General features: G+C 66.8%; 17 protein-coding genes. 7 read left to right on the forward strand and 10 right to left on the reverse strand.

Annotation, left to right across the window (positions count from 1 at the left end):
• Positions 1-38: 38 nt before the first annotated feature.
• Positions 39-2,492, reverse strand: coding sequence for an isoniazid response ATPase/transcriptional regulator IniR (iniR, locus tag CCUG20998_RS02870; RefSeq protein WP_036457002.1), 2,454 nt, complete (start codon positions 2,490-2,492; stop codon positions 39-41).
• 203 nt (positions 2,493-2,695) lie between these two features.
• Here iniR and CCUG20998_RS02875 point away from each other — a divergent pair, with 203 nt between their 5' ends.
• The 4 genes from CCUG20998_RS02875 to iniC all read left to right on the forward strand — a co-directional run bounded on the left by CCUG20998_RS02875 (position 2,696) and on the right by iniC (position 10,091).
• The gene (locus CCUG20998_RS02875) at positions 2,696-3,235 is read left to right on the forward strand and encodes an Rv0340 family IniB-related protein (protein ID WP_020731622.1); all 540 of its coding nucleotides are present in this window, start codon (positions 2,696-2,698) and stop codon (positions 3,233-3,235) included.
• A 280-nt stretch (positions 3,236-3,515) separates the two neighbouring features.
• Positions 3,516-6,659: an IniB N-terminal domain-containing protein gene (locus tag CCUG20998_RS27610; RefSeq protein WP_161557091.1), complete on the forward strand. Its 3,144-nt coding sequence runs from the start codon at positions 3,516-3,518 to the stop codon at positions 6,657-6,659.
• A 100-nt stretch (positions 6,660-6,759) separates the two neighbouring features.
• The gene (iniA, locus tag CCUG20998_RS02885; RefSeq protein ID WP_020731625.1) at positions 6,760-8,613 is read left to right on the forward strand and encodes an isoniazid-induced dynamin-like GTPase IniA; all 1,854 of its coding nucleotides are present in this window, start codon (positions 6,760-6,762) and stop codon (positions 8,611-8,613) included.
• Positions 8,610-10,091 carry an isoniazid-induced dynamin-like GTPase IniC gene (gene iniC, locus CCUG20998_RS02890; protein WP_020731626.1) on the forward strand — a complete coding sequence of 494 codons (1,482 nt, stop codon included), beginning with the start codon at positions 8,610-8,612 and terminating at the stop codon, positions 10,089-10,091. The genes iniA and iniC overlap by 4 nt, the downstream gene beginning before the upstream one ends.
• Positions 10,092-10,095: 4 nt before the next feature.
• Here iniC and CCUG20998_RS02895 read toward each other — a convergent pair whose 3' ends face one another.
• From CCUG20998_RS02895 to CCUG20998_RS02925, 7 genes are all read right to left on the reverse strand, one after another.
• Entirely contained in the window at positions 10,096-11,928 is a 1,833-nt protein-coding gene (locus CCUG20998_RS02895; protein ID WP_020731627.1) for an Hsp70 family protein, read from the reverse strand.
• 91 nt (positions 11,929-12,019) lie between these two features.
• Positions 12,020-12,550 carry a hypothetical protein gene (locus CCUG20998_RS28065; RefSeq protein WP_020731628.1) on the reverse strand — a complete coding sequence of 177 codons (531 nt, stop codon included), beginning with the start codon at positions 12,548-12,550 and terminating at the stop codon, positions 12,020-12,022.
• Positions 12,551-12,657: 107 nt separating this feature from the next.
• Positions 12,658-13,239 carry a hypothetical protein gene (locus tag CCUG20998_RS02905; RefSeq protein ID WP_020731629.1) on the reverse strand — a complete coding sequence of 194 codons (582 nt, stop codon included), beginning with the start codon at positions 13,237-13,239 and terminating at the stop codon, positions 12,658-12,660.
• 36 nt (positions 13,240-13,275) lie between these two features.
• Positions 13,276-13,839: a hypothetical protein gene (locus tag CCUG20998_RS02910; RefSeq protein WP_011738891.1), complete on the reverse strand. Its 564-nt coding sequence runs from the start codon at positions 13,837-13,839 to the stop codon at positions 13,276-13,278.
• A 91-nt stretch (positions 13,840-13,930) separates the two neighbouring features.
• Positions 13,931-14,407, reverse strand: coding sequence for a (2Fe-2S)-binding protein (locus tag CCUG20998_RS02915; RefSeq protein WP_020731630.1), 477 nt, complete (start codon positions 14,405-14,407; stop codon positions 13,931-13,933).
• Entirely contained in the window at positions 14,400-15,287 is an 888-nt protein-coding gene (locus CCUG20998_RS02920; protein WP_020731631.1) for an FAD binding domain-containing protein, read from the reverse strand. Before CCUG20998_RS02920 ends, CCUG20998_RS02915 begins: the two co-directional genes overlap by 8 nt.
• Positions 15,284-17,614 carry a xanthine dehydrogenase family protein molybdopterin-binding subunit gene (locus CCUG20998_RS02925; protein WP_020731632.1) on the reverse strand — a complete coding sequence of 777 codons (2,331 nt, stop codon included), beginning with the start codon at positions 17,612-17,614 and terminating at the stop codon, positions 15,284-15,286. The genes CCUG20998_RS02920 and CCUG20998_RS02925 overlap by 4 nt, the downstream gene beginning before the upstream one ends.
• Positions 17,615-17,773: 159 nt before the next feature.
• On the opposite strand from CCUG20998_RS02925, the gene CCUG20998_RS02930 reads away from it, so the two are divergent.
• A complete protein-coding gene (locus tag CCUG20998_RS02930) occupies positions 17,774-18,322 on the forward strand; it encodes a nucleotidyltransferase family protein (protein ID WP_015354336.1) in 549 nt (182 codons plus the stop codon).
• 15 nt (positions 18,323-18,337) lie between these two features.
• On the opposite strand, the gene CCUG20998_RS02935 is transcribed toward CCUG20998_RS02930, so the two are convergent.
• Both CCUG20998_RS02935 and CCUG20998_RS02940 read right to left on the reverse strand, forming a co-directional pair.
• Positions 18,338-18,715 carry a PE family protein gene (locus CCUG20998_RS02935; protein WP_020731633.1) on the reverse strand — a complete coding sequence of 126 codons (378 nt, stop codon included), beginning with the start codon at positions 18,713-18,715 and terminating at the stop codon, positions 18,338-18,340.
• A gap of 195 nt (positions 18,716-18,910) precedes the next feature.
• Positions 18,911-20,374, reverse strand: coding sequence for an amino acid permease (locus CCUG20998_RS02940; protein WP_020731634.1), 1,464 nt, complete (start codon positions 20,372-20,374; stop codon positions 18,911-18,913).
• 343 nt (positions 20,375-20,717) lie between these two features.
• Here CCUG20998_RS02940 and dnaK point away from each other — a divergent pair, with 343 nt between their 5' ends.
• Positions 20,718-22,586 carry a molecular chaperone DnaK gene (dnaK, locus tag CCUG20998_RS02945; protein WP_020731635.1) on the forward strand — a complete coding sequence of 623 codons (1,869 nt, stop codon included), beginning with the start codon at positions 20,718-20,720 and terminating at the stop codon, positions 22,584-22,586.
• Complete coding sequence (grpE, locus tag CCUG20998_RS02950) at positions 22,583-23,236, forward strand: nucleotide exchange factor GrpE (RefSeq protein ID WP_020727962.1); 654 nt, start codon at positions 22,583-22,585, stop codon at positions 23,234-23,236. The genes dnaK and grpE overlap by 4 nt, the downstream gene beginning before the upstream one ends.
• Positions 23,237-23,273: the final 37 nt, after the last annotated feature.

The raw sequence follows: 23,273 nt of genomic DNA on the forward strand, positions 1-23,273 counted from the left end.
TCCTAACCTAGGCTCGCTCGCTTTAGGACATTTTTGTCTCAGCCCGGTGCCGTCAACATCGCCCGCAGCATCGACAACATCTCCGAGCGAGAGCCCGCGCCGAGGCGACGACGGATCCGCGCGACGTGGTGTTCAACCGTCTTCGCGGAGATGAACAGCTGGGCGCCGATGTCGCGGTAAGGCATGCCCAACAGCAGTAGCTCGGCGACTTCGCGTTCCCGATCGGATAGGGGGGATCCGGCCGCTGGCCGGCGGGGTGCGGGCGCCGCACCGGCGACCGGTTCCGCATCGGTGGGATCGTCAAAGCCGCTGGCCAGCTTCAGGTCTCGAGCCAGTTGCAACATGGCTCCAGAGACCCGGGCATCGGGCGTCTGCAGGGCGGCTTGACCGGCCAGCCTGGTCGCGTCAGACGTCAGTCCCACGCCCGACAATGACCGGGCGGCGACGGTGACCTCCTCGACATCCACCTGGTCGGCCAGCACCCGCAGCCACGTCCGTCCGGCGACCGACAGGGCATGCGCCAGAGCGTTCCCGGCAGCGGCCGCGCCAAGCGCCTGTCCGTGTGGTGCAACAGCACCTGGCGAGTTGGCCAGGATTCCCGCATGCACCCCGGCCCAATGAAGTGAGTTTGACCACAAGACCGGGTTGCCAAGTGAATTCAGCAGCGAAAAGGCCTGATCCAAAGTGTGTTGAAGCTGGTCCACCTGGCGATTACGGGCGGCCGCTACCCACAATTCGCCCAACGGCAGCAATGCGAACAGGTCGAGGGAATACTCGCCGAGCACCTCCATGGCCGCATTCCAATGCTTTTGCAGTGCACCGGCATCGCCACTGCGGCGTGCGATCGCGGTTTCAAGTGCCGCGGCCCACAGTGCGTCGCGTCGATGCATTGGTGCACCGGAGCAAGCCGCGGCGACATCAGCACTGGCCGACGGGAGTTGCCCCTCTTGCATCTTGATCCAGCCGGATAGCAGCAGGTGGCGCTGATGGAACACCTGGTCGGTTCCGGAGCGCACCGCACGCCCGATCACGCTGCGTGCGCGGACCGGATCACCGCCATGAATCGCGGCCAACGTCACCAGCGCGGCCGGGCTGTCGGGGATTGCCTCGGTGATCGGTTGGTCCGCCGCGATGGCCTGCCCCAGCTTCGCCATGGCCACCGGATACGGCTGACCCATGGTCAGCAGCAGTCCGTCGGCAAGACCGCGCGCGGCCCGCGCCGCCATGGTCGGCGGGCCGGTGTCCTTCACGTCCAGCGCTGCGCGGGCGGTCTGCAGATCGCCCACCGCAGCGAGCACGATCGCCGCTGACGAACCAACGACCGCATCCGGGTAGGGGCCCAACCACCCGAACAGCTCGGCCGCTTGACCCGTGTTGCCCTCATGGGTCGCCACGCTGGCCGTGATCCGCACCGCCGCGGCGCGTTGCGCGGAATCCGCGGAGCCGAGCAGCTCGTCGGCCAACGCCGCCGCGCCCGCACAGTCGCCGTTTCGGGCCAGCGCATCGGCCAATTGGGATTTCAGTTCTGTTGCGCCGGCACTGACGGCCGCCCGGTAGAGCCGCGCCGTCTGCGCGGGGTCACCGCGCGCGGCCGAGGCGTATCCGGCGAGGGCGGTCGCCAATCGCTCACCGTGCAGCCCGTGCTCGGCCAGTCGCAGCGCGAGATCTTGCGACATCGGCGAGATGTCGAGTTGTGATCGCAGCAGGGAGGTCTCGACCTCATGGTGGTGTGTGTTGCCGACGATGTGTACGACCGCCTCATGTACCAGCCGCAGGAAGGCGGGCGGATGTGACGGCTCGACCAGTCCGCTGGCGTGCACACGATCGACGAGCTGACGCGCGTCCGAGGTGGACACATCAAGTGCGGCGGCCACGTCAGTGGCTCCCGATTCCTGGGTCAACGACATGATGAGCAGCGCATCCAGGGTGGGTTCGTCGAGTCGGCGCAACCGCTCGATGAGGGCAAACCTGGCCGCCGGGACCGGGGAGTCGGTCTCGCGGGATACCGCCTCGACCAAGAACGGCATACCCGCGGTGCTATCCCGAAGTTGGTCGGCGACCGGCAACGGACCCAGCGATATCTGAGGTCGTTCGCGTTCGATGGTCGTCGCGAGCGCACGCAGCGCGTGGTGTTGCTGATAAAGCTGTGTGCCCACCACCACGGTGGCCTGGGGATCTGCGACCCACTCGGCCAGGCGCAGTAGTTCGTCCTCGGCGAGTAGGTGGGCGTCGTCGACCACGAGCGCCACCTCGGAGGGTTCGCAGTCCCCGGTGGGATGGGTACGGACGGTAACCCCGGCGCGGCGCAGGGCGTCGCGGACGGTGCCCAGCACGGTTGTCTTGCCGGTCCCGATGCCGCCGCCGATCAACGCCTTCACCGGGGTTGCGCCGCCGCTTGCGAGTTCATCGATCAGCCCGCGTGCGGGAGCGGGAACCGCGGCCGAGTTAGGGGGCGCCGACGTGTCGTCGCGTGAAGCGTGGCCCTTGGACACCCCATCTCGCTCTCCCCGTGCATGATCTGCGGGTGGCAGCGGATTTCTGGCCATACTGTTTCTTACCCCGGAACCCCAAAATCCCCTAACGCGCCACCCCCTAATGGGGCCGTGGGATACGCGGGTTGGACACCGAACACATTGGTGGCATCACCGGATAGCATCGTCCCCGACGCGGAAAATGTGCGATTTGGAGGCGCGAGATGGCTAACTCGTTGCTCGATTTCGTCATCGCGCTGGTGCGTGACCCCGCGGCGGCCGCACGGTATGCGGCCAACCCCGCGCAGGCTATCGCCGATGCCCACCTTACGGACGTGACCAGCGCCGACGTCAACAATCTGATCCCGATGGTGTCGGATTCACTGTCCATGGCCGACCCGAGCGGGGCGATTGCCGGTGCACAACCTGCCGATCACGGCAACGTTTGGGCGAGCGGTGCGGCGGCGGCCGCGCTGGACTCGTTCTCACCGCAGGTTGCCGGGGCGGTCGTCCCACAGCACCAACCGTCGGGCGGTGTGATCAACGAACCAACACCCGTCGCCTCCGGTGAGGTAACCGCCGATCCGCATCCCGTAGGGTTCGAACCCCATCAGCCATCAGTGCTGTTCACGGGTGCCGAGACGCCCGACCCGACCTTTGACCACGGCGTCCTGCCGGCGGCTGATCCGGCTATCTGGGATCACCCAGTCGATCACCCGCATGTCACCGAGCCCGATCACCACGGCTTCGGTATCCACGGGTGAACTCCGTTCGCTAGTGATCTAGCTGGCCGCCTCTGGCGGCCCTTCATTGGCATGTGACGTGCAGAAATGCTGGTTTTTGAGGCGGTTCCCGCATGTGCGTTGAGGGTGCTCGATTTCCCCTAATCCCCTAATGGGGTGACCCGGTTGATCCCGGTGGGTACTCGTTGGTCTGGGGGATCTGGCCCCGATTTCGAGGAAGGGCCAAATCCATAGCGTTTATGGCAGAGCGCCGGTCGTTTCGGCGAACAACTTCACACATTCGATTGAAGGGACAATGAAGATGACCTCGCTTGTCGACTACATCCTGAGCCTGTTTCGCAGCGAAGACGCGGCACGGTCGTTCGTCGCATCTCCCGGGCAGGCCATGACCAACGCCGGACTGGTCAACGTGTCTCCGGTGGAGATCTCGTCGGCCGCGGCCAATGCGCTGCCATTTCTCAACCTTGGTGCTGGGGACCCGATTGGGGGATTGCAGCAAGCGGTGGCGGACCAATACGGGCTTGCGCCGGCCTCGGAGGTGGGCGCCGCGTCGAGCTACGTTGCTCAAGATGCGGGTGCTGTCGTTGCTCAAGACGCTGCCGCGGTCGTGAGTGACGCGGGAGTCGTTGCGGCTGATGCGGGCTTTGCCGGTGCAGACATCGGTGCCTCGGTGGCGAATGTCGTTGCGGCCGACATTGGGGCAGGCCTGGCCAGCGGGCTGACAAGCGGTCTGGGAGCTGGGTTGTGGAACCAGAGTGGCCTCGGGTGGCAGACCGGTGTCGGCGGAGTTGTTCCGGGCCTTGCCTACACGCAGGCAACCGGAGACTTCGGCGGCCAGGTTGGGCTTGCCAGCCAGGTCGGCCTGGGCTTCGGGGCCGGTATTCAGGCCGGGTTCGGTGCGCAAGCCAGTGCCGGTCTCGGGCTCGGGTTCGGCGCCCAGACCGGCCTGGGCGCACAAACCGGCCTGGGCATCGGAGCCGGTTTTGAGGGGGGATTTGCCGGTCAGGCTGGCGCCGGTTTGGGCCTTGGGATCGGCGCGCAAACGGGTCTGGGAGTGGGCCTTGGCGGTCAGACCGCTGTCGGTGGTGGGCTCGGACTTGGACTCGGCGGCGGGTTGGGGGGTCAGGCCGGGCTTGGCCTCGGCGGCGGGTTCGGCGGCGCTGGTGAGTTTGGTCTGGGCGGTGGATTTGTGAGCCAGGCTGGGTTTGACGCGCAGCTGGGCGCTCAGGCCGGCGCCACGGTTGGCGCCGGGATCGGCGGCAATGTTGGTCTTGATGTTGGTGGCGCGCTCGGCGGTCAGGCCGGGCTTGGTTTGGGGGGTGGGTTTGTGAGCCAGGCTGGGTTTGACGGGCAGCTGGGTGGTCAGGCTGGCGTCGGTGTTGGTGCCGGTGTTGGTGGCCAGGCCGGTGGTGCGGTCGGCGGTAGTGCTGGTGGTGCGATCGGCGGTGGCTTCGGTGGTGGGGCTGGCGTGGGTGGTCAGGCCGGGCTTGGTTTGGGGGGTGGGTTTGTGAGCCAGGCTGGGTTTGAGGGGCAGCTGGGTGGTCAGGCTGGCGTCGGTGTTGGTGCCGGTGTTGGTGGCCAGGCCGGTGGTGCGGTCGGCGGTAGTGCTGGTGGTGCGATCGGCGGTGGCTTCGGTGGTGGGGCTGGCGTGGGTGGTCAGGCCGGGCTTGGTTTGGGGGGTGGGTTTGTGAGCCAGGCTGGGTTTGAGGGGCAGCTGGGTGGTCAGGCTGGCGTCGGTGTTGGTGCCGGTGTTGGTGGCCAGGCCGGTGGTGCGGTCGGCGGTAGTGCTGGTGGTGCGATCGGTGGTGGCTTCGGTGGTGGGGCTGGCGTGGGTGGTCAGGCTGGCGGTAGCGCTGGTGGTGCGATTGGCGGTAGCGCCGGCGGTGCGGTTGGCGCAGGTGCGGGCTTTGGAAGCCGCGTCGTTGGCAATGGCCAGGTTGGCGCCGGTGGCCAGGTAGGCGGTGGCATCGCGGGCCAAGCGGGCGGCGGCATCGCTGGCCAGGCAGGTGGCGGCATTGCTGGTCAGGCCGGTCTTGCTGGTCAGGCGGGTATCGCCAGTCAGGCGGGTCTTGCCGGTCAAGCGGGTCTTGCCGGTCAAGCGGGTATCGCCAGTCAGGCCGGACTTGCTGGTCAAGCCGGTCTTGCTGGTCAGGCGGGCATAGCCAGTCAGGCCGGTCTTGCCGGTCAAGCGGGCATCGCTAGCCAGGCCGGTATCGCCAGCCAGGCCGGTCTTGCTGCCGGTGGTTCGGCAGGTATCGCTAGTCAAGCCGGTCTGGGTATTGGTGGCCAGGCGGCGCTGGGCGGTCAAGCGGGTGCCGCGGTCGGTGGCGGGCTTGCCGGCGTCGGCAACGTCAGCGGCCTGACCGGCATCGGTGGCAACGCATCGCTGGGAGCCACCGGTCAAGCCGGATTGATTGCCAGCGAAGGCGCCGCGCTCAATGGTGCTGCCACCCCACATGTTTCAGGCCCGTTGGGCGGTGTGGGAGTTGGCGGTCAGGCCGGTGCAGCCGGCGGTGCGGGCTTGGGCCTCGGGGCTGGCAGTCGGGGCAGCATCCTGAGTGGTGACAGCACCACCTTGGGCGGGCATCCCAATCCGCAGCCCGCCGCCCTGGGGGCAGCCGGTGGTACGGGCATAGGGGCCCATTCCGGTGCGGGCGGCGGAATGGCCGCCGGGCTGGGCGGCAGCGCCGCCGGCGGCGCTGGTGTGGGACTTGGCGGCAGCGCCGCGGGCGGTGCAGGCGCCGAGGCGGCTGGCGGATTTGGTGGCGGTACCCACATTGGCGGCCAGGCCGGGCTGGGCGGCAGCGCGGCGGGCGGCGCGGGAACGGAGCTGGGTGGCACGGCGGGTAGCCCGGGAGCCGGAATGGGCGCCGGAGTTGGCGGTGGCACACACGCTGGCGGCCAGGTAGGCGTCGGCGGCGGGAGCACCGCTGGCGGCCAGGCCGGCCTCGGTGGCGGGAGCACCTCGGGTGGATCGACGGGCCACGGAGACATCCTTGGCCAGGAAGGCACCACCCTCGGGGGCAACGGCGGCGTCACCGGCGGGATCCCGCCGGTAGAGCACGGGCCGACCATCCCTACCGGTCAAGGGCCCGTCATCCAGGGCGGCGGGGGTGCCGGAGCCGGGGCCGGCGGTCAGGTGAGCCCACCGTCGGGCAACGGTCCCGTCATCCAGAGCCCGGGCGCCGGTGCCGGCCACGGTGGCGCGAACCCGCCGGTGATCAATGCGCCCGCGCCGCACGTCGCGACGCCGACGCCGGCGCACACTCCGCCGGTTGAGCACGCGCCGGTGGTGACGCCGCAACCGCACGTGCCGGCCGAACAGCCGGCGCATCACGAGCCGCCGAGCCCCTCGGTGTTCGGTCACGAGCCTCCGGTGACCCACACACCGCCGGTGCATGTCGATCCGCCGTCACACGGTCCGGTTGACCCGCACGGGTTCTGAGCCGTAATCGCGAAACCGGCGGGGACCTTCGTGGTCCCCGCCGGTTTATGCGCATACCGTGATCTGAAATACACAGCGACCGAGAAAGTGGGGCAATGCGGTGACCCAACCCGATGACCCGCGTCGGGTCGGCGTGATTGTCGAACTCATCGACCACACCATCGCGATCGCAGAACTCAACGAGCGCAATGACCTGGTGGGGCGCTTGCGCCGTGCTCGCCAGCGGATCACCGATCCACAGATCCGCGTGGTGATCGCTGGGCAGCTCAAACAGGGCAAGAGCCAACTGCTCAACGCTCTGCTCAACCTGCCCGTGGCGCGAGTGGGAGATGACGAGGCCACCGTGGTGGTCACGGTGGTCAGCTACAGCCCGCAGCCATCGGCCCGGATCATCGTGGCCGCCGGGCCCAACGGCGAAACCACCTCGATCGACGTCCCAGTCGACGACATCAACACCGACTTGCGCCGGGCGCCGCAGGCGGGCGGCCGCGAAGTCCTGCGGGTCGAGATCGGCGCACCCAGCCCGCTGCTGCAAGGCGGGTTGGCTTTCATCGATACCCCTGGCGTCGGCGGCCACGGGCAGCCCCATCTGTCTGCGACCCTGGGGCTGTTGCCAGACGCTGACGCCATGTTGATGGTCAGTGACGCCAGCCAAGAATTCACCGAACCGGAGATGTGGTTTCTGCGAAAGGCGCATCAGCTCTGTCCGGCCGGGGTGGTGGTTGCGACCAAGACCGACCTCTATCCGCACTGGCGCGAGATCGTCAACACCAATGCCGCGCACCTGCAGCGCGCTCGGGTGCCAATGCCGATCATTCCCGTCTCGTCGCTATTGCGCAGTCATGCGGTCACGCTCAACGACAAGGAACTCAACGAGGAATCCAACTTCCCGGCGATCGTCAAATTCCTCAGCGAAAAGGTGCTCTCCCGTGAAACCGACCGGGTGCGCGATGAGGTGCTGCGCGAAATGCGTTCGGCTGCCGAGCAATTAACGATCTCCGTGGACTCCGAGCTAGCGGTCATCAACGATCCCGCACTGCGCGACAGGTTGGCGGGCGACCTGGAGCGCCGCAAGCGCGAAGCCAACGATGCCTTGCAGCAGACCGCACTGTGGCAGCAGGTGCTCAACGACGGATTCACCGACCTGAGTACCGATGTGGATCATGATCTGCGGGCCCGGTTCCGTGCCGTTACCGAAGACGCTGAGCGCCAGATAGATTCCTGCGATCCGACCCTGCACTGGGCGGAGATCGGCACCGACGTGGAGAACGCGATCGCCACCGCCGTCGGCGACAACTTCGTCTGGGCATATCAGCGCGGCGAGGCATTGGCCGACGACGTTGCCAGGTCTTTCGCCGACGCCGGTCTGGACTCGGTGCTGTCCCCGGAACTGAGCAAGCGGGCCATGGGTGCCGAGTTCGGTCAGCTCAAGGCCCCCGCCCAACTGGAAGCCAAGCCGGCCGGCAAGGCCCAGAAAGTGGTGACCGGCTTGCGGGGTTCCTACGGCGGCGTCGTGATGATCGGCATGTTGTCCTCGGTGGCTGGGCTGGGTCTGTTCAATCCCGTGTCAGTGGGGGCCGGGTTGATACTCGGCCGGATGGCCTACAAGGAAGACCGTGAAAATCGGCTGCTGCGCGCGCGTGCTGAGGCCAAGACCAACGTGCGGCGCTTCGTCGACGATGTCTCGTTCGTGGTTGGCAAGGAATCGCGCGACCGTCTCAAGATGATCCAGCGGACCCTGCGTGACCACTACCGCGAAATCGCGAACGAGATCACTCGGTCGTTGAACGAATCGCTGCAGGCCACGGTCACCGCCTCGCACTTGGAAGAAGCCGAGCGCGACAACAGGGTTCGCGAACTCGAGCGACAGCGCAACATCCTCGGCCAGGTCACCGACAACCTGCTGAAATTGGGCCCTGGCGTGAGCCCCCGGGCGAACCTAGGACGAGCGTGAGCACCAGCGATCGGGTCCGCGCAATTCTGGGCGGAACCATTCAGGCCTACCGTGGTGAGCCGGCCTACCGCCAGCGCGCGGACGTCTTCTATGAACTCGACCGCATTGGTGCCCGGCTGAGCGAACCGATCCGCATCGCCCTGGCCGGCACCCTCAAGGCGGGCAAATCCACGCTCGTCAACGCGTTGGTCGGCGACGATATCGCGCCGACCGACGCCACCGAGGCCACCCGTATCGTCACCGGGTTCCGGCACGGCCCGACTCCCAGGGTGACGGCCAACCACCGTGGCGGGCGCCGCGTCAACGTGCCCATCACCCACCGGGATGGCCTCAGCTTCGATCTGCGCCGGCTTAACCCGGCCGAGATCGCGGATTTGGACGTCGAATGGCCAGCAGAAGAACTCGTCAACACCACGATCATCGACACTCCCGGAACATCGTCGTTGAACCGGGATACCTCCGAACGCACGTTGCGGCTATTGGTGCCCGCGGACGGGGTGCCCAGGGTGGATGCCGTGGTCTTCCTGCTGCGAACCCTCAACGCCGCGGATATCGCGCTGCTCAAACAGATTGGCGGCTTGGTGGGGGACTCGGCGGGAGCGCTGGGCATCATCGGGGTCGCGTCGCGGGCCGATGAGATCGGTGCGGGCCGGATCGATGCCATGTCCTCGGCCCAAGACGTGGCGAAGCGATTCACCGCCGAGCTGAGTCGGACGGGCATCTGTCAGGCCGTGGTGCCGGTATCCGGACTGCTCGCGCTCACCGCACGCACGCTGCGCCAGAGTGAATTCGCCGCGCTGAAGAAGCTGGCCGGCGCCGACAGCACCGAACTCAACAAGGCACTGCTCAGCGTGGATCGCTTTGTCCGGCCGGATAGTCCGTTGCCGGTGGACGCGGGCACCCGCGCGCAGCTGCTGGAGCGGTTTGGCATGTTCGGAATCCGTATCTCGATCGCCGGCCTGGCGGCGGGGATCGCGGATTCGACTGGGCTGGCCGCCGAACTGCTCGAACGCAGTGGGCTGGTGGCCCTGCGGGAGGTGATCGATCAGCAGTTCGCGCAGCGCTCAGACATGCTCAAGGCACATACGGCGCTGGTCTCGCTGCGCCGGTTCGTGCAGGCGCACCCGGTCATGGCGACGCCGTACGTGATCGCCGATATCGATCCACTGCTGGCCGACACACACGCCTTTGAGGAACTGCGTGTTCTGAGCCTGTTGCCTTCGCAGGCAACGACATTGAATGACGAAGAACTCGTCTCGCTGCGGCGCATCATTGGCGGCTCAGGCACCAGTCCCGCCGCCCGGTTGGGGTTGGATCCGCAGCACCGGCACGACGGTCCACGGGCCGCTTTCGCCGCGGCGCAGCGCTGGCGCCGACGTGCGGATCATCCGCTCAACGACCCTTTCACCACCAGAGCCTGCCGCGCCGCGGTGCGCAGCGCCGAGGCGATGGTGGCGGAGTTCGCCGCACGCCGCTGACCGGCTAGGCCCCTGGCGCCTCGGTGGTCGGCGTGATGGGCGCGGCCGTCGTCGTCGACGGTTGTTGGGTGGTGGTCGGCGGGGCGGTGGTCGTTGCCTGCGTGGTCGTGGTTCGGGTGGTGGTCGGTTGGGTGGTCGTGGTGGTGGTCGGGGGAGTGGTCGTGGTCGTCGTCGTGGTGGTCGGCGTGGTCGTGGTCGTGGTCGTAGTGGTGGGCTGGGTGGTCGTGGTGGTCGCCGACGGCGACGTGGTGGTCGTGGAGGGCGGCGTCGGGGTTATCACGGTCACGGTGGGGCTGCTGTTGGGCCCCAAGATCGTCGTCGTGATGGGTTCCGGTGGGGGCGCCGGAACCGTGGTGTTGACCGGCTTGTTGTTGGACGTGCCCAGCGTCAGCCCCAACACCACCGCGACCAAGATGGCTAGCCCGGCCGCGGCCAGGCTGAACACCACCGCCGCGCGTTTGTACCACGGCAAGGGGGCGGCCTCGGCGTAGCGGTCCTGATCGGGGTAGTCGTAGCGGGGCGCGTAGTCGGTGGCTGGCTCCCGGCCGTATTCGCCGGTGGCGTCGGGGCCGGTGTAGGGCACCGGTTCGTTGCCGGTGTCCGCGTCCTGGGACCAGGCGAGGGCTCGGTATGTCGCCGATTTGGCGTTGTCAGAGGCGGATTCGGAGGACGCCGCACTGCCGGCCTGGTTCGCCCACGCTGTGGGCGAGACCTCGGTCATGGCGCCGATCGTGCCGGCGGCGCCGACAATGTTGGTTGGCATGTCGACCGCGGGCCCGGCGCCGGTGGGAGCACCGGCCGACGATTGATCTTGGCCGAGCATCGCCGCGCCGATGGCCGCGCTGAATATCGGCTGTGCCGTGGTGAATACGGGTACCTGCAGGCGTTCCGACAGCCGGTTGCCGATCAGCGGGATGGCAGCGCCTCCGCCCACGGCCGCCACCGCGGCCAGGCTGGGCCGTGGCACTCCGCTGCGCTGCAGCATGTCTTCGACCGAGCCGATGAATCGGTCCAGGGGTTGGGTGATGAGCTGTTCAAGCTCGTTGCGGGAAAACCTGATATCGGCACCCGGCTGCCCCGCCGCGCCCGTTGCGATGGTGGCCACCGGCGCCGCCGACAGGTGTTCTTTGGCGAACCGGCACCCGCCGAGCAGAAGCGTGACCGACCCCATGCTGGTCGCCGTACCGGAAACCTCGGCGCTGTCGATACCGGGGGTGACCGTCAGGAGATGACTCAAGATGAGTTGGTCGATCTCGTCGCCGGAGAACTCCCGGTACCGGAAGGTCGGGCCGATCTGCTGAAGACTCGAACCAACTTGGGCCAGCGTTACGCTGGTGCCGCCGGCTCCGAAATCGCACAGCGCCACCACGCCGCTGGCCGGGAATCCCGGTGTGGGCCGCAGCGCTGCCAGTGCGGCCGCCGCATCCGAGACCACCGCCGCAGCAACACCGTTGGGTGCCAAGGCCGGCTCGGTCAGCAACGCCCCGCGCAACGCGCCAAGTTGAGCCCCTGACCAATACGCGGGTGCGGCGATTGTGACCGGCGAACCATAGCCGACCGTGCGCGCCAACGCGCTCAGGGCTTGCACGGCCAGCGCCTCGCCGAGGTATTTGGTGCCGTCGGCCGCTATCAGCGGCGACTGGTCCCCAACTCGTTCGACGAATCCCCGTAGCACCAGGCCAGCGCCGGCGAGACCGGGGTTTTCCTCTGGCAGACCGACTTCGGCCGCTTGGTGCTGAAACAGATGCAACACCGAAGCACGTCGCAGCGGGGCGCCGCCTGCCCGGGTAGCGACCAGGTTGGCCACCCCGATCGACAGCCCGAGCGACTCGCTCATATCCCACACCCCTGTGTCCCTTGTCTTTGCCAGCGATCGCTGGCCGCTGGCCGTTCCCCACCATAGCCGCCGCCGATGCGGCGAAATCGGCTCACAGGCCCGGCGGCAAATTGATCACGGTGGGTATCGACGGCGTGAGCTGCGAAGGAAAAGTTGGCATCGCTCCGGGGGACATCGGGTTTGTCGTGGTCGTCGTCGTGGTGGTCGGCGCCGTGGTGGTCGTCGTGGTGGTGGTCGGCGTCGTGGTGGTGGTGGTCGTGGTGGTTGTCGTGGTGGTGGTGGTCGTGGTGGTTGTCGTCGTGGTGGTGGTTGTGGTGGTCGTCTTGGTCGGCGCCGTGGTGGTGGTGGTCGGCGTCGTGGTGGTCATGGTGGCGGTCACCGTCTTGGTCACCGACGCGGGGGTGGGGCGACCATGGGCAAGCTGGATGATGCCGAAAATGATCAGCCCGATCAGGACCGCGATCAACACGCCCCAACCCGCCAACGCCAGGGGCTTGCGCCACCCCGGGGTGGGTTCGGGCGGTGGCTGTTGGCCGTAGCCGCCACCTTGGTCGCCGTAGCCGTAGTTGCCGTACGCGGTTGGATCACCGGCGCCGTAGTCCGGCGGATCGTGCCTTGCCACGGCCGCTGATGGTAGCCGCTGCGGTCAGCCCGACCCCGCAGCAACGCGGTTCGTTACCGGACGGTAGCCCAATTGCGTCTCTAGCCGGTCGGCCTGGGCATTGACGGCTAGGGCAGGTGGGGCGGCAGGGTGATCGTCGTCGGCACTCCCGGGATGGTGATCACAGACGGCAGCGGCGGCAGATGCGGGAAGCGATGCGTCGGGGGATGCGTGGGTTGTTGGGGTGGCGGCTGGACCCGGGGGGTAGTGGCCGGCGCGACCGTTGTCGTCGTGGTGGTCGGCGGGGTTGTGGTGGTCGTCTCGGCGGTGGTGGTCGACGTGGTGGTGGAAGGCGTCGTCGTGCTCGGGTTGCCGGTGCCCTGCCGGTCGCTGATCAGCTCGATGATGCCGTAGACGATCAGCGCGATCAGGATCATGACCAGCAGTGCCCAGCCGGTCAGCGTCACCGGATTGCGATACCACGGCTTGGGCTCGGCCTCCGGCTTCTCCTGGTCGTAGCCCTCAGCGGATGCGAACTGCTCGGACGGATTGGGTGAATCGGGGCCCGGCGGGGCCTGCGGGGGTGGCCCGGACTGCTTGCCCGCCGGCCGCGACGGTGGGGGACCGGCCGGCGGCCTTCCGCCCGCTGGGTAGCCGCCGTATTGGGTCGGTTGGCTGTGGAAGTCGTCAGGTGGGCCGTAGCGTGCCACGGAACCGATGGTACTGACGCCGCGGCGCCAGTCAGGTCAGAACGTCTCTACCTTGTCGATGCTGACGAACATGCCGTGCCCGGTGCCGTTGTTCTGGAAGCGGGTGCCGTCGGTGGTGGCGGTGATGATCCAGCCCTGCGCGTCATAGGTCTTGTAGTCGATGGTGACGGTCGGGATCGCGCCGAGGTTGCCCAGCACCCACTGCACGTTGCCGGCCGAGGTGATGTGCACACCGTTGGCGTGCTCCCCGTCCTTGATAGGGGAATTGGTGAACGGCGCTTCGCAGCCCACGCTGTCGTGGTTGATCTGGCAGCGTGTCTGGCCGGATTTGGTCTCGATGAAGACATAACCGTTGTCGTCGGGCGGCAACGGGATGGCGCCGGCGGGCGAGGTCGGGCTGGCCGGAGACGTGGGCTGGCTGGGTGACGTGCTGGTCGGCGGCGACGTCGTTGGTCGGCGCGTCGGAAAAGACGGCTCGGTTGGCCCCGCTCCCGGAGTAGCGATCGGCTTGCCGTCGATGGTGGCGTCGCACCCGGCGGCCAGCACAGCAGCAGCCGACAGGGCCAGCAGGCCCCACCGTGTTTTTTGCGGTAAACGCACGCGTTACTCCCCGAGAAATCCAGATATCAGAATTCAGATTACGCACGAGCGAACGCAAGTCACCGCAGTGACGCACCTTGGGACCAGCCCATCATTGCGACATCAGCTCCGAGGCCCGTCGGGTAGCCGCGACAATACCCTGGTAGCCGGTGCAACGACAGAAATTCCCGGACAGGCCTTCACGTATCTGCTCGTCGGTGGGATCGGGATTGTCGCGCAACAGGGCGGTTATCGACACGACGAAACCAGGGGTGCAAAAGCCGCACTGAAGTCCATGGCACTCCCGCAAAGCCGACTGCACCGGCGAGAGCTCGCCGTCAGCTGACGCGATACCCTCCACCGTCGTCACCTCGGCTCCGTCCGCCTGCACCGCGAACAGCAGGCACGAGCGCACGGCTTCGCCACCCACCAACACCGTGCAGGCGCCGCACGCCCCGTGCTCGCAGCCCAGATGGGTACCGGTGAGTCCGCACTTCTCCCGCAGAAAGTCGGCCAATGTCATCCGCGGTTCGACCCTGGCGGCAACGCGACTGCCGTTGACTGACAACTGGACTGATCGTTCATGCATGGGCGGTCTCCGCGTTCGCTTCCTGGACGGCCCGCGACCAGGCGCGGGCCGTCATGACCGCACCCACCTGGGCGCGGTAGGACGCTGACCCCTGCAGATCGGACGCAATGTCATCCAGGCCGGACATGGCGCTCTGGCCGATCTGCTCGGGTACCAGCTCGTCGATCGGCTTGCCGAGTACGGCCGCCTCCGCCGCCGTCGCCCGCCGAGGGGTAGGGCCCAGGCCGAGTAGCCCTATCGCGCAGCGCGATACCCGGTGCTCGTCGTCGAGTTGGACGGCGACCGCCGCGCCGGCGATCGCAAAGTCGCCGTGCCGGCGCGAGAATTCCCGCATCGCGAAGCCGGACTTGCCCGTCCAGGTGGGAAAGCGGACCCCGGTGAGCACCTCATCGGGCTCCATCGCGGTCTCCCAGAGCCCGGTGAAGAACTCCGCTGCGGGGATTTCGCGGTATCCGCTCGGTGACAGCACCTCCATGACCGCATCGAGGGTGAGCGCCACCGTCGGGTATTCGCCCGCGGCATCGGCATGCGCGATCGAACCACCCAACGTGCCTCGGTTGCGGATCTGAAAGTGCCCGATGTAGGGGGTTGCCCGGGCTAGTAGCGGAACCGACTGGTGCACTTGGGAATTGTTCCCCACCTTGCTGTCTGGCGTCCCCGCGCCGATCCACAGTTGATCGTCACGGAGCTGGATCCCCTGCAGTTCCCCTAACCGGGAAATGTCGATGAGATGGTCGAAGAAGGCCAGGCGCATCGACAGCATTGGCACCAGGCTCTGCCCGCCCGCCAGAATCTTGGCGTCCTCACCCAATTCGGCCAGGAGGCCCACGGCTTCCTCGGCCGTATCGGGGCGGTGATAGTCGAACGACGCCGGCTTCATCGGGACGCTCCAGCCAGCAGCGAGGCCACCGATGCGGGGCTGGCCGGCAACCGGGTGACGGTCACCCCCAACGGTGCCAGGGCGTCGTTGATGGCGTTGATGACCGCAGGCGCGGAACCGATCGCCCCGCCTTCGCCGGCGCCCTTGTAGCCGCCCGGCCCCGGGCCGGGTATTTCGACGTGGCCGTACTCGATCGGTGGGACCTCGGTGGCGGTCGGCAGCAGGTAGTCGACAAACGTGGTGGCCAGGGGGTTTCCGTCGTCGTCGTAGGCGAGGTTTTCCATCAACGCGCCACCGATGCCCTGCACCGTGCCGCCGGCGATCTGGCCCTCTACCACCGCGGGGTTGATCATCGGTCCCACGTCTTCGCTGACCACGTAGCGCTGCAACGTGACTTTGCCTGTCTGGGTATCGACTTCGCAGGTGCAGGCGTGTGTTGCGTTGGCCCAGTGAATGGGATTGGGCGACTTGAACCGAGCGGTCCCCTCCAACTCGGTCGATATCGTTGACGGCAACTGCTGCGGCGAGTAGTAGGCGGTATAGGCCAGCTCGCCAAAGGTCACCTGCCTTGCCGGATCGCCGCGCACCGCTGCTTTCGAATGCGCCAACTCCACTTCGGATTCGGCCACCTCGAGGTGGTGCGCGGCCAGCGCCACGATCTTCTCGCGCAGGATCTTTCCCGCTTCGTTGACGGCTCCGGCGGTCATCGGGCCGCTACGGGAGCCTTGGGTCCCGGCGCCGTAGGGCGTGATCGCGGTATCGCCCTGGATCGTGGCCACGTCATCGATATCGGCGCCGAGCGCGTCGGCGGTCAACTGAATGACGGTGGTTTCCAGGCTGTTTCCGCTTGACCCGCCGTTGACGTAGACGTTGACCTTGCCGGTCGGTTCCATGCGAATTGTGGCCCCTTCGGTGGCCAGATGGCCGGTGGCGGCGCCGGTTGGCTCGATGTAGGCCGAAAGCCCGAGACCGAGGTAGCGGCCGTGTGCCAGCGCCTCTCGCTGTTCGCGGCGAAAGCCTTCGTAGTCAAGGATTTTCACGGCCTGTTCGAACGTCTCGATCGGGGCGACGTGGTCGTAGGGCATGCCGTTGGGGTTGACGTAGGGCATTTCTTCGCGCCGCAGCAGATTGCGCCGGCGCAGTTCGATCGGATCGATACCCATCTTGCGGGCCGCGATGTCGAGAAGGATCTCGCGCGCCAGCGTTTCGTATTGCCAGGGACCTCGGTAAGCGGCCAACCCGCTGGTGTTGGAGAAGACCGTCTTGTAGCTGAAGCTGGCTTTGGGTATCCGGTATGGCCCAGGGAAGAACATGCCGATGGCGGCCGTGGTCAACACCGGGTACGGCGTCGGATACGCGCCGATGTCCATGATGAAGTCGACATCGGCCGCCTGGATGTTGCCGTCGCTGTCGAAGGCCATCCGTGCGGTGCCGTCAACGTGGCGGGCTTGCCCGGCCGACATCAGGTTTTCGCGCCGATCCTCGATCCACTTCAGCGCCCCGGGTACCTTGCGGGCCGCCAGCATGATGCACATGTCCTCGCGCATCGGGACGACCTTCTGGCCAAAGCCGCCGCCGGTATCGCGCATGATGACTCGAACCCGTTGTGCGGCAATGCCTAACAGGCGTGCGCAGAATGCCCGGAGCTCATGGGGCGTCTGGGTGGAAGCCCAGAGGGTGAGTTCTTCGGAGGCGGGCGCCCATTCGGCGACCAGCCCGCGGGTCTCGATCGGCACCGGCGCGTACATCTGCTGGTAGATGTTCTCGGTCACGACGCACGGCGATGTGGCGAAGGTCTGCTCGTCGGGCGGCGCCCCGGCCAGGCCACCCGCGACATTGTCGGGGTAGCTCTCGTGCACCAGCACATCCGACGATTGGGCTCGGGTGAAATCGGTGATCGCGGGCAGCGGTTCGTAGTCGATGTCGACGAGCTCGATCGCATCCTCGGCGACATAGCGGCTCTCGGCGACGACCAGGGCAATTGGGTCCCCGACGAATTTCGCGTCCCGCTCGGCCAGCGGCGGTCGGGGTGTGTCCGCAACATCCCTGCCCGCGACGGCGTGCCAGGCCTCCTTGACGTCTGCGTTGAGGTCGGCCGCGGTGAATACCGCGTGCACGCCGGGTAGGGCCAGTGCCGCGGTGGTGTCGATGCCGTTGATCCGGGCGTGGGCGAAGGGGCTGCGGACGAAGCAGGCGTGCAGCATGCCGGGCCGCGAGATGTCGTCGACGAAGCTGCCGTGACCGGTCAGCAGCCGGCCGTCTTCAACGCGCGGTACGCGGGTCCCCGCGTACCGGGGTGCGGGGGCCTCTTGCATGTCTTGGGTCATGCCGCTCCGTCCGATTGTCGCCCAATGAGAAGCTCAATGTCATCATAGGAGAGTGCCGTTACCGTAGTCGATAGTCGCCATTGCGCGTGCCGTCGCAGGTTGGGGGCGCGATGACATCATGGGCGGTGTGGTGGTGATCGGAGTTGATAGTCGCCGGCGATGTGCGAGCTGACCCGCGTCGTAGCGGTGTTGCTGGCCGCGGGGGCCGGCCGGCGCTACGGGAAGCCGAAAGTTCTGGTTGAGGGTTGGCTGGAGACCGCGGTGGCCGCGCTGCGCGGCGGCGGTTGTGCCGATGTGGTGGTGGTGCTGGGCGCGGCCCCGGCGGCCGTTCCATCGGGCGTCACCGCCGTCACCGCCCCGGATTGGCAGCAGGGCCTGAGTGCGTCGGTTCGCGCCGGCTTGGTGCAGGCCGACCGGATGAAGGCCGATTACGCCGTATTGCACGTGATCGATACACCCGATGTCGATGCGGCGGTAGTAGCACGAGTTGTTGGTCGTGCGTTGGGATCAAGTAGCGGTCTGGCGCGGGCGTACTTCGGGGATCGCCCCGGCCACCCCGTCGTTATCGCCCGCCGTCACTGGCCGGAGATACTGGCCCGCATGACCGGCGACCATGGCGCGGCCGCCTACCTGGCTGCCCGGCGAGACGTCGAAAACGTTGACTGTCTTGATCTGGCCAGCGGCAGCGACATTGACCGACCCGTCTGACCTGGTTCGTGGGCGCTAGCCGCCGCCACCGGCGGGGCTGGCGTGATTGGGGTCTGGTTGCGGGCTCGGAAGGGACGCGCGCTCGGCTTGCCGGGCCGCAAGCAGGGCGTAGAACTCGGCCTCAGCGGCTTGATACCGTTCCGCTGCGCACTTCACGGCCTGCACGAACGAGCCATGAAACTCCGCGGCATGGATGCTGAGCACCCGGTAAGCCTGGGCGCACTCGGAAAACAACGACGCAATGGCTGCCGAAACCTCATCTTCGGCGGCGGCGACCACGCTCGTGATCGCTGGCGCCGCCACCACATTGGCCGCGCCCAGCGCCGAGCCGATGCGCTCCATCTGCGTCGCCGCCCCCACCAACATCTCCGGCGTGGCAACCACAAACGACATAACGATCTCCCGTCGATCATGTCGACGAAATCACGATAGGTCGCCAGTTAGCCGATGACGCCGCGGGCGCTCGCGTTCTTGCCAAGGTCAAATATTCCCCGCGCCGTCGGTGGGCGCGGCTTCGGCGTTGCGGGGATGCCCGGGTCTACCGGCGGTGGCCACGACGGACGTGCGGCTGGTGGAGCCCAGCGGGCATCACATGGGTAAACCGGTGTGACCACTCTCCGGCTGGGCCGGTTCGAGGGTATCGCGGGCGGCCACTTTTACCCGGTTTCGAACCAGATACCAACCGCCGATCAGCGCGGGGACACCCACCAAGATGGCGGCCAGCATCCAGCGACCGTAGACCTCGTCGAACAGCATCAGGATCAGCACGCTGGCGAGGAAAGCCAGCGTGATCCAGCCGCTGTAGGGAGACCACGGCATCCGGAAACTCGGCCGCTGCAGCACGCCGCTGATGGTCAACCGGTGGAAGCGCAGCTGGCAGGCAACGATGGTGGCCCAGGCCGCGATCACCCCCGTCGCAGCGATGTGCAGCACGATCTCGAAGGCCTGACTGGGTTTGACGGCGTTGAGCACGATGCCCAACGTGCCGATCCCGGCGGTCAGCAGGATTCCGCCGTATGGCACCCCATTCTTCGACATCGGCGCGGTGAATTTAGGGCCACTGCCGTTGATGGCCATCGATCGCAGGATCCGGCCCGTCGAATACAAGCCGGCGTTCAGGCTCGAGAGGGCCGCGGTGAGCACGACGAGGTTCATCACGCTGCCCGCACCCTCAATTCCGACCTTGGAAAAGAACGTCACGAACGGGCTGACGTGTTCACGGTAGGCGGTGTAGGGCAGCAGCAGGGCCAGCAGAACGGTCGACCCTATATAGAACAGCCCGATGCGGAACACCACCGAGTTGATCGCACGCGGCATGATCTTCTCGGGCTCGGCCGCCTCTCCGGCGGCGGTGCCGACCAATTCGATGGCGGCATAGGCGAACACCACCCCCGAAGTGACCAGCACCAGCGGCACCAGGCCGGTCGGCAAGAATCCGCCGTGGCTGCGCCACAGCCCTAGCCCGGTCTCCTGACCGTCGACGTGGTAGCGCCCCGCCAGGAAGATCGACCCGATGATCAGGAATATCACCAGCGCGATCACCTTGATCAGGGCGGCCCAGAATTCCAGCTCGCCGAAGAGCTTGACCGAGATTAGGTTCATCAACAACACGCTCACCAGCGCGACCAGCGCCAATGTCCACTGCGGGACGAATTGCAGCGCTTTCCAGTAGTGGCAGTAGTGGGCGATCGCGGTGGTGTCCACGACCCCCGTCATGGCCCAGTTCAGGAAGTACATCCAGCCCGCGACGAAGGCCACCTTCTCGCCGAAGAATTCGCGGGCATAGGACACGAAAGATCCTGACGAGGGGCGGTGCAAGACGAGTTCGCCCAGCGCTCGCAGGATCAAGAAGACAAAGAAGCCGCAGATCCCGTAGACCAGGAACAAGCCGGGCCCTGCGGATGCGAGCCGACCGCCCGCGCCGAGGAAGAGCCCGGTCCCGATCGCCCCGCCGAGCGCGATCATCTGCAGCTGGCGGTTCTTGAGGGACTTGTGATAGCCCCTGTCTTCGCGGGTGAGTCTCGCGGTCGCGGCGGTGTCTAGCGGTGGCATCAAGCTCCTGCTGTCATGGCTCCCCGGAACGCGTCGACGCGAACACCCCCAAGCAACGGATGGGTGTCAGGCTAGCGCACGATTGCGCTGATGGCCCAGCGTTAACCAGCGCGGAACATTTCGCCATCTGGGCTCACTCCGACCCATGCGCTGCGGCGGGCCGGATGGGGGAGTACGTACCCCCGGGAACAAGACGCGAAGGACCGGCGTTAACATGTTCGACAAGTTGAGCGAACCATACTCAACCTTGAGGTTGACAGCCTTGCTGCGGCCGGAGCAGGCTTGAGCGGGGTTCACTCAGCATAGTGCAGTAACAAGATCTACCTACTCAGGAGGAATCACTATGGCTCGTGCGGTCGGTATCGACCTCGGGACCACCAACTCCGTCGTCGCGGTTCTAGAAGGTGGCGACCCTGTCGTCGTCGCCAACTCCGAGGGCTCTAGGACGACTCCGTCCGTCGTGGCGTTCGCTCGTAACGGGGAAGTGCTGGTCGGCCAGCCCGCCAAGAACCAGGCGGTGACCAACGTCGACCGGACTATTCGCTCGGTCAAGCGCCACATGGGTGGCGACTGGTCCATCGAGATCGATGACAAGAAGTACACCGCGCCGGAGATCAGTGCCCGCGTGCTGATGAAGTTGAAGCGCGACGCCGAGGCCTACCTCGGTGAGGACATCGCCGACGCGGTGATCACCGTCCCGGCATACTTCAACGACGCCCAGCGTCAGGCCACCAAGGATGCCGGTCAGATCGCCGGCCTCAATGTGCTGCGGATCGTCAACGAGCCGACCGCGGCCGCGCTGGCCTACGGCCTGGACAAGGGCGAGAAGGAACAGACCATCCTGGTCTTCGACCTCGGCGGCGGCACCTTCGACGTCTCCCTGCTGGAGATCGGCGAGGGTGTGGTTGAGGTGCGCGCCACCTCGGGTGACAACCACCTGGGCGGCGACGACTGGGACGACCGCGTTGTCGAGTGGCTCGTCGACAAGTTCAAGGGCACCAGCGGCATCGACCTGACCAAGGACAAGATGGCCATGCAGCGGCTTCGGGAAGCCGCCGAGAAGGCCAAGATCGAGCTCTCGAGCTCGCAGAGCACCTCGATCAACCTGCCCTACATCACCGTTGACGCGGACAAGAACCCGCTGTTCCTCGACGAGCAGCTGACCCGCGCCGAGTTCCAGCGCATCACGCAAGACCTGCTTGACCGCACCCGCAAGCCGTTCCAGTCGGTCATCGCCGACACCGGCATCTCGGTGTCCGACATCGACCACGTGGTGCTCGTCGGCGGCTCGACCCGTATGCCGGCGGTCACCGAACTGGTCAAGGAGCTCACCGGCGGCAAGGAACCCAACAAGGGCGTCAACCCCGATGAGGTGGTTGCCGTGGGCGCCGCGCTGCAGGCGGGTGTGCTCAAGGGTGAGGTGAAAGACGTTCTGCTGCTGGACGTCACGCCGTTGTCGCTCGGTATCGAGACCAAGGGTGGCGTGATGACCAAGCTGATCGAGCGCAACACCACGATCCCGACCAAGCGGTCGGAGACCTTCACCACCGCCGATGACAATCAGCCTTCGGTGCAGATCCAGGTGTATCAGGGTGAACGCGAGATCGCCGCGCACAACAAGCTGCTCGGGTCCTTCGAGCTGACCGGCATCCCGCCGGCCCCGCGCGGTGTGCCCCAGATCGAGGTCACCTTCGACATCGACGCCAACGGCATCGTGCACGTCACGGCCAAGGACAAGGGCACCGGCAAAGAGAACACCATCCGAATCCAGGAAGGCTCGGGCTTGTCCAAGGACGAGATCGACCGGATGATCAAGGACGCCGAGGCGCACGCCGCCGAGGACCACAAGCGTCGCGAGGAAGCCGACGTCCGCAACCAGGCCGAGACGCTGGTCTACCAGACGGAGAAGTTCGTCAAGGAACAGCGCGAAGCCGAGGGCGGGTCCAAGGTTCCCGAGGACACGCTCAACAAGGTGGATGCAGCCGTGGCGGAAGCCAAGTCGGCGCTGGCCGGCACCGACATTTCCGCAATCAAGTCGGCGATGGAGAAGCTCGGCCAGGAGTCGCAGGCGCTGGGGCAGGCCATCTACGAAGCCACCCAGGCTGACGCGGCGGCTGCAGGCGCACCCGGCGGCCAACCCGGCGGTGCCGAGCCCGGCGCCGACGACGTGGTGGACGCGGAGGTGGTCGACGACGACCAGGAGTCCAAGTGAGCGAGGGCAATCCACAGGAACAGGTAACTGTTACCGACAAGCGGCGGGTCGATCCCGAGACGGGTGAAGTCCGGCACGTCCCTCCCGGCGATACGCCGGGAGGGACGCCTCCGGCGGGCGCGGACAGTTCGGCCGCCAAAGTCGCCGAGCTGACCGCCGATCTGCAACGCGTGCAGGCTGACTTCGCCAACTACCGCAAGCGGGCGTTGCGCGATCAGCAGGCCGCCGCGGATCGGGCCAAGGCTTCGGTGGTCAGCGAATTGCTGCATGCCGTCGACGACATCGAACGGGCGCGCAAACACGGGGACCTGGATTCCGGTCCGCTCAAGGCGGTCGCCGACAAGATGATGAGTGTGTTGACCGGGTTGGGGCTCAAGTCGTTTGGCGCCGAGGGCGAGGACTTCGACCCCGTGCTCCACGAGGCCGTGCAACACGAGGGCGACGGCGGGCAGGACGCCAAACCGGTGATCGGCACCGTCATGCGTCAGGGCTACCAGCTCGGTGAGCACGTGTTGCGAAACGCGCTGGTCGCGGTCGTCGAAACGATTGCCGACGCCACCTCCGAAGCGGGATCCACTCAGCAGCCGGCCGATAGCGGCGAAGCCGGGCGACCCGACACCGCCGATAACGCCGACGCCCCAGCTGAATAGGGCCCAGAATCAGGACGACAACAAAAAATGGACATGA

Source organism: Mycobacterium marinum, assembly GCF_003391395.1.
Lineage (GTDB): Bacteria > Actinomycetota > Actinomycetes > Mycobacteriales > Mycobacteriaceae > Mycobacterium > Mycobacterium marinum.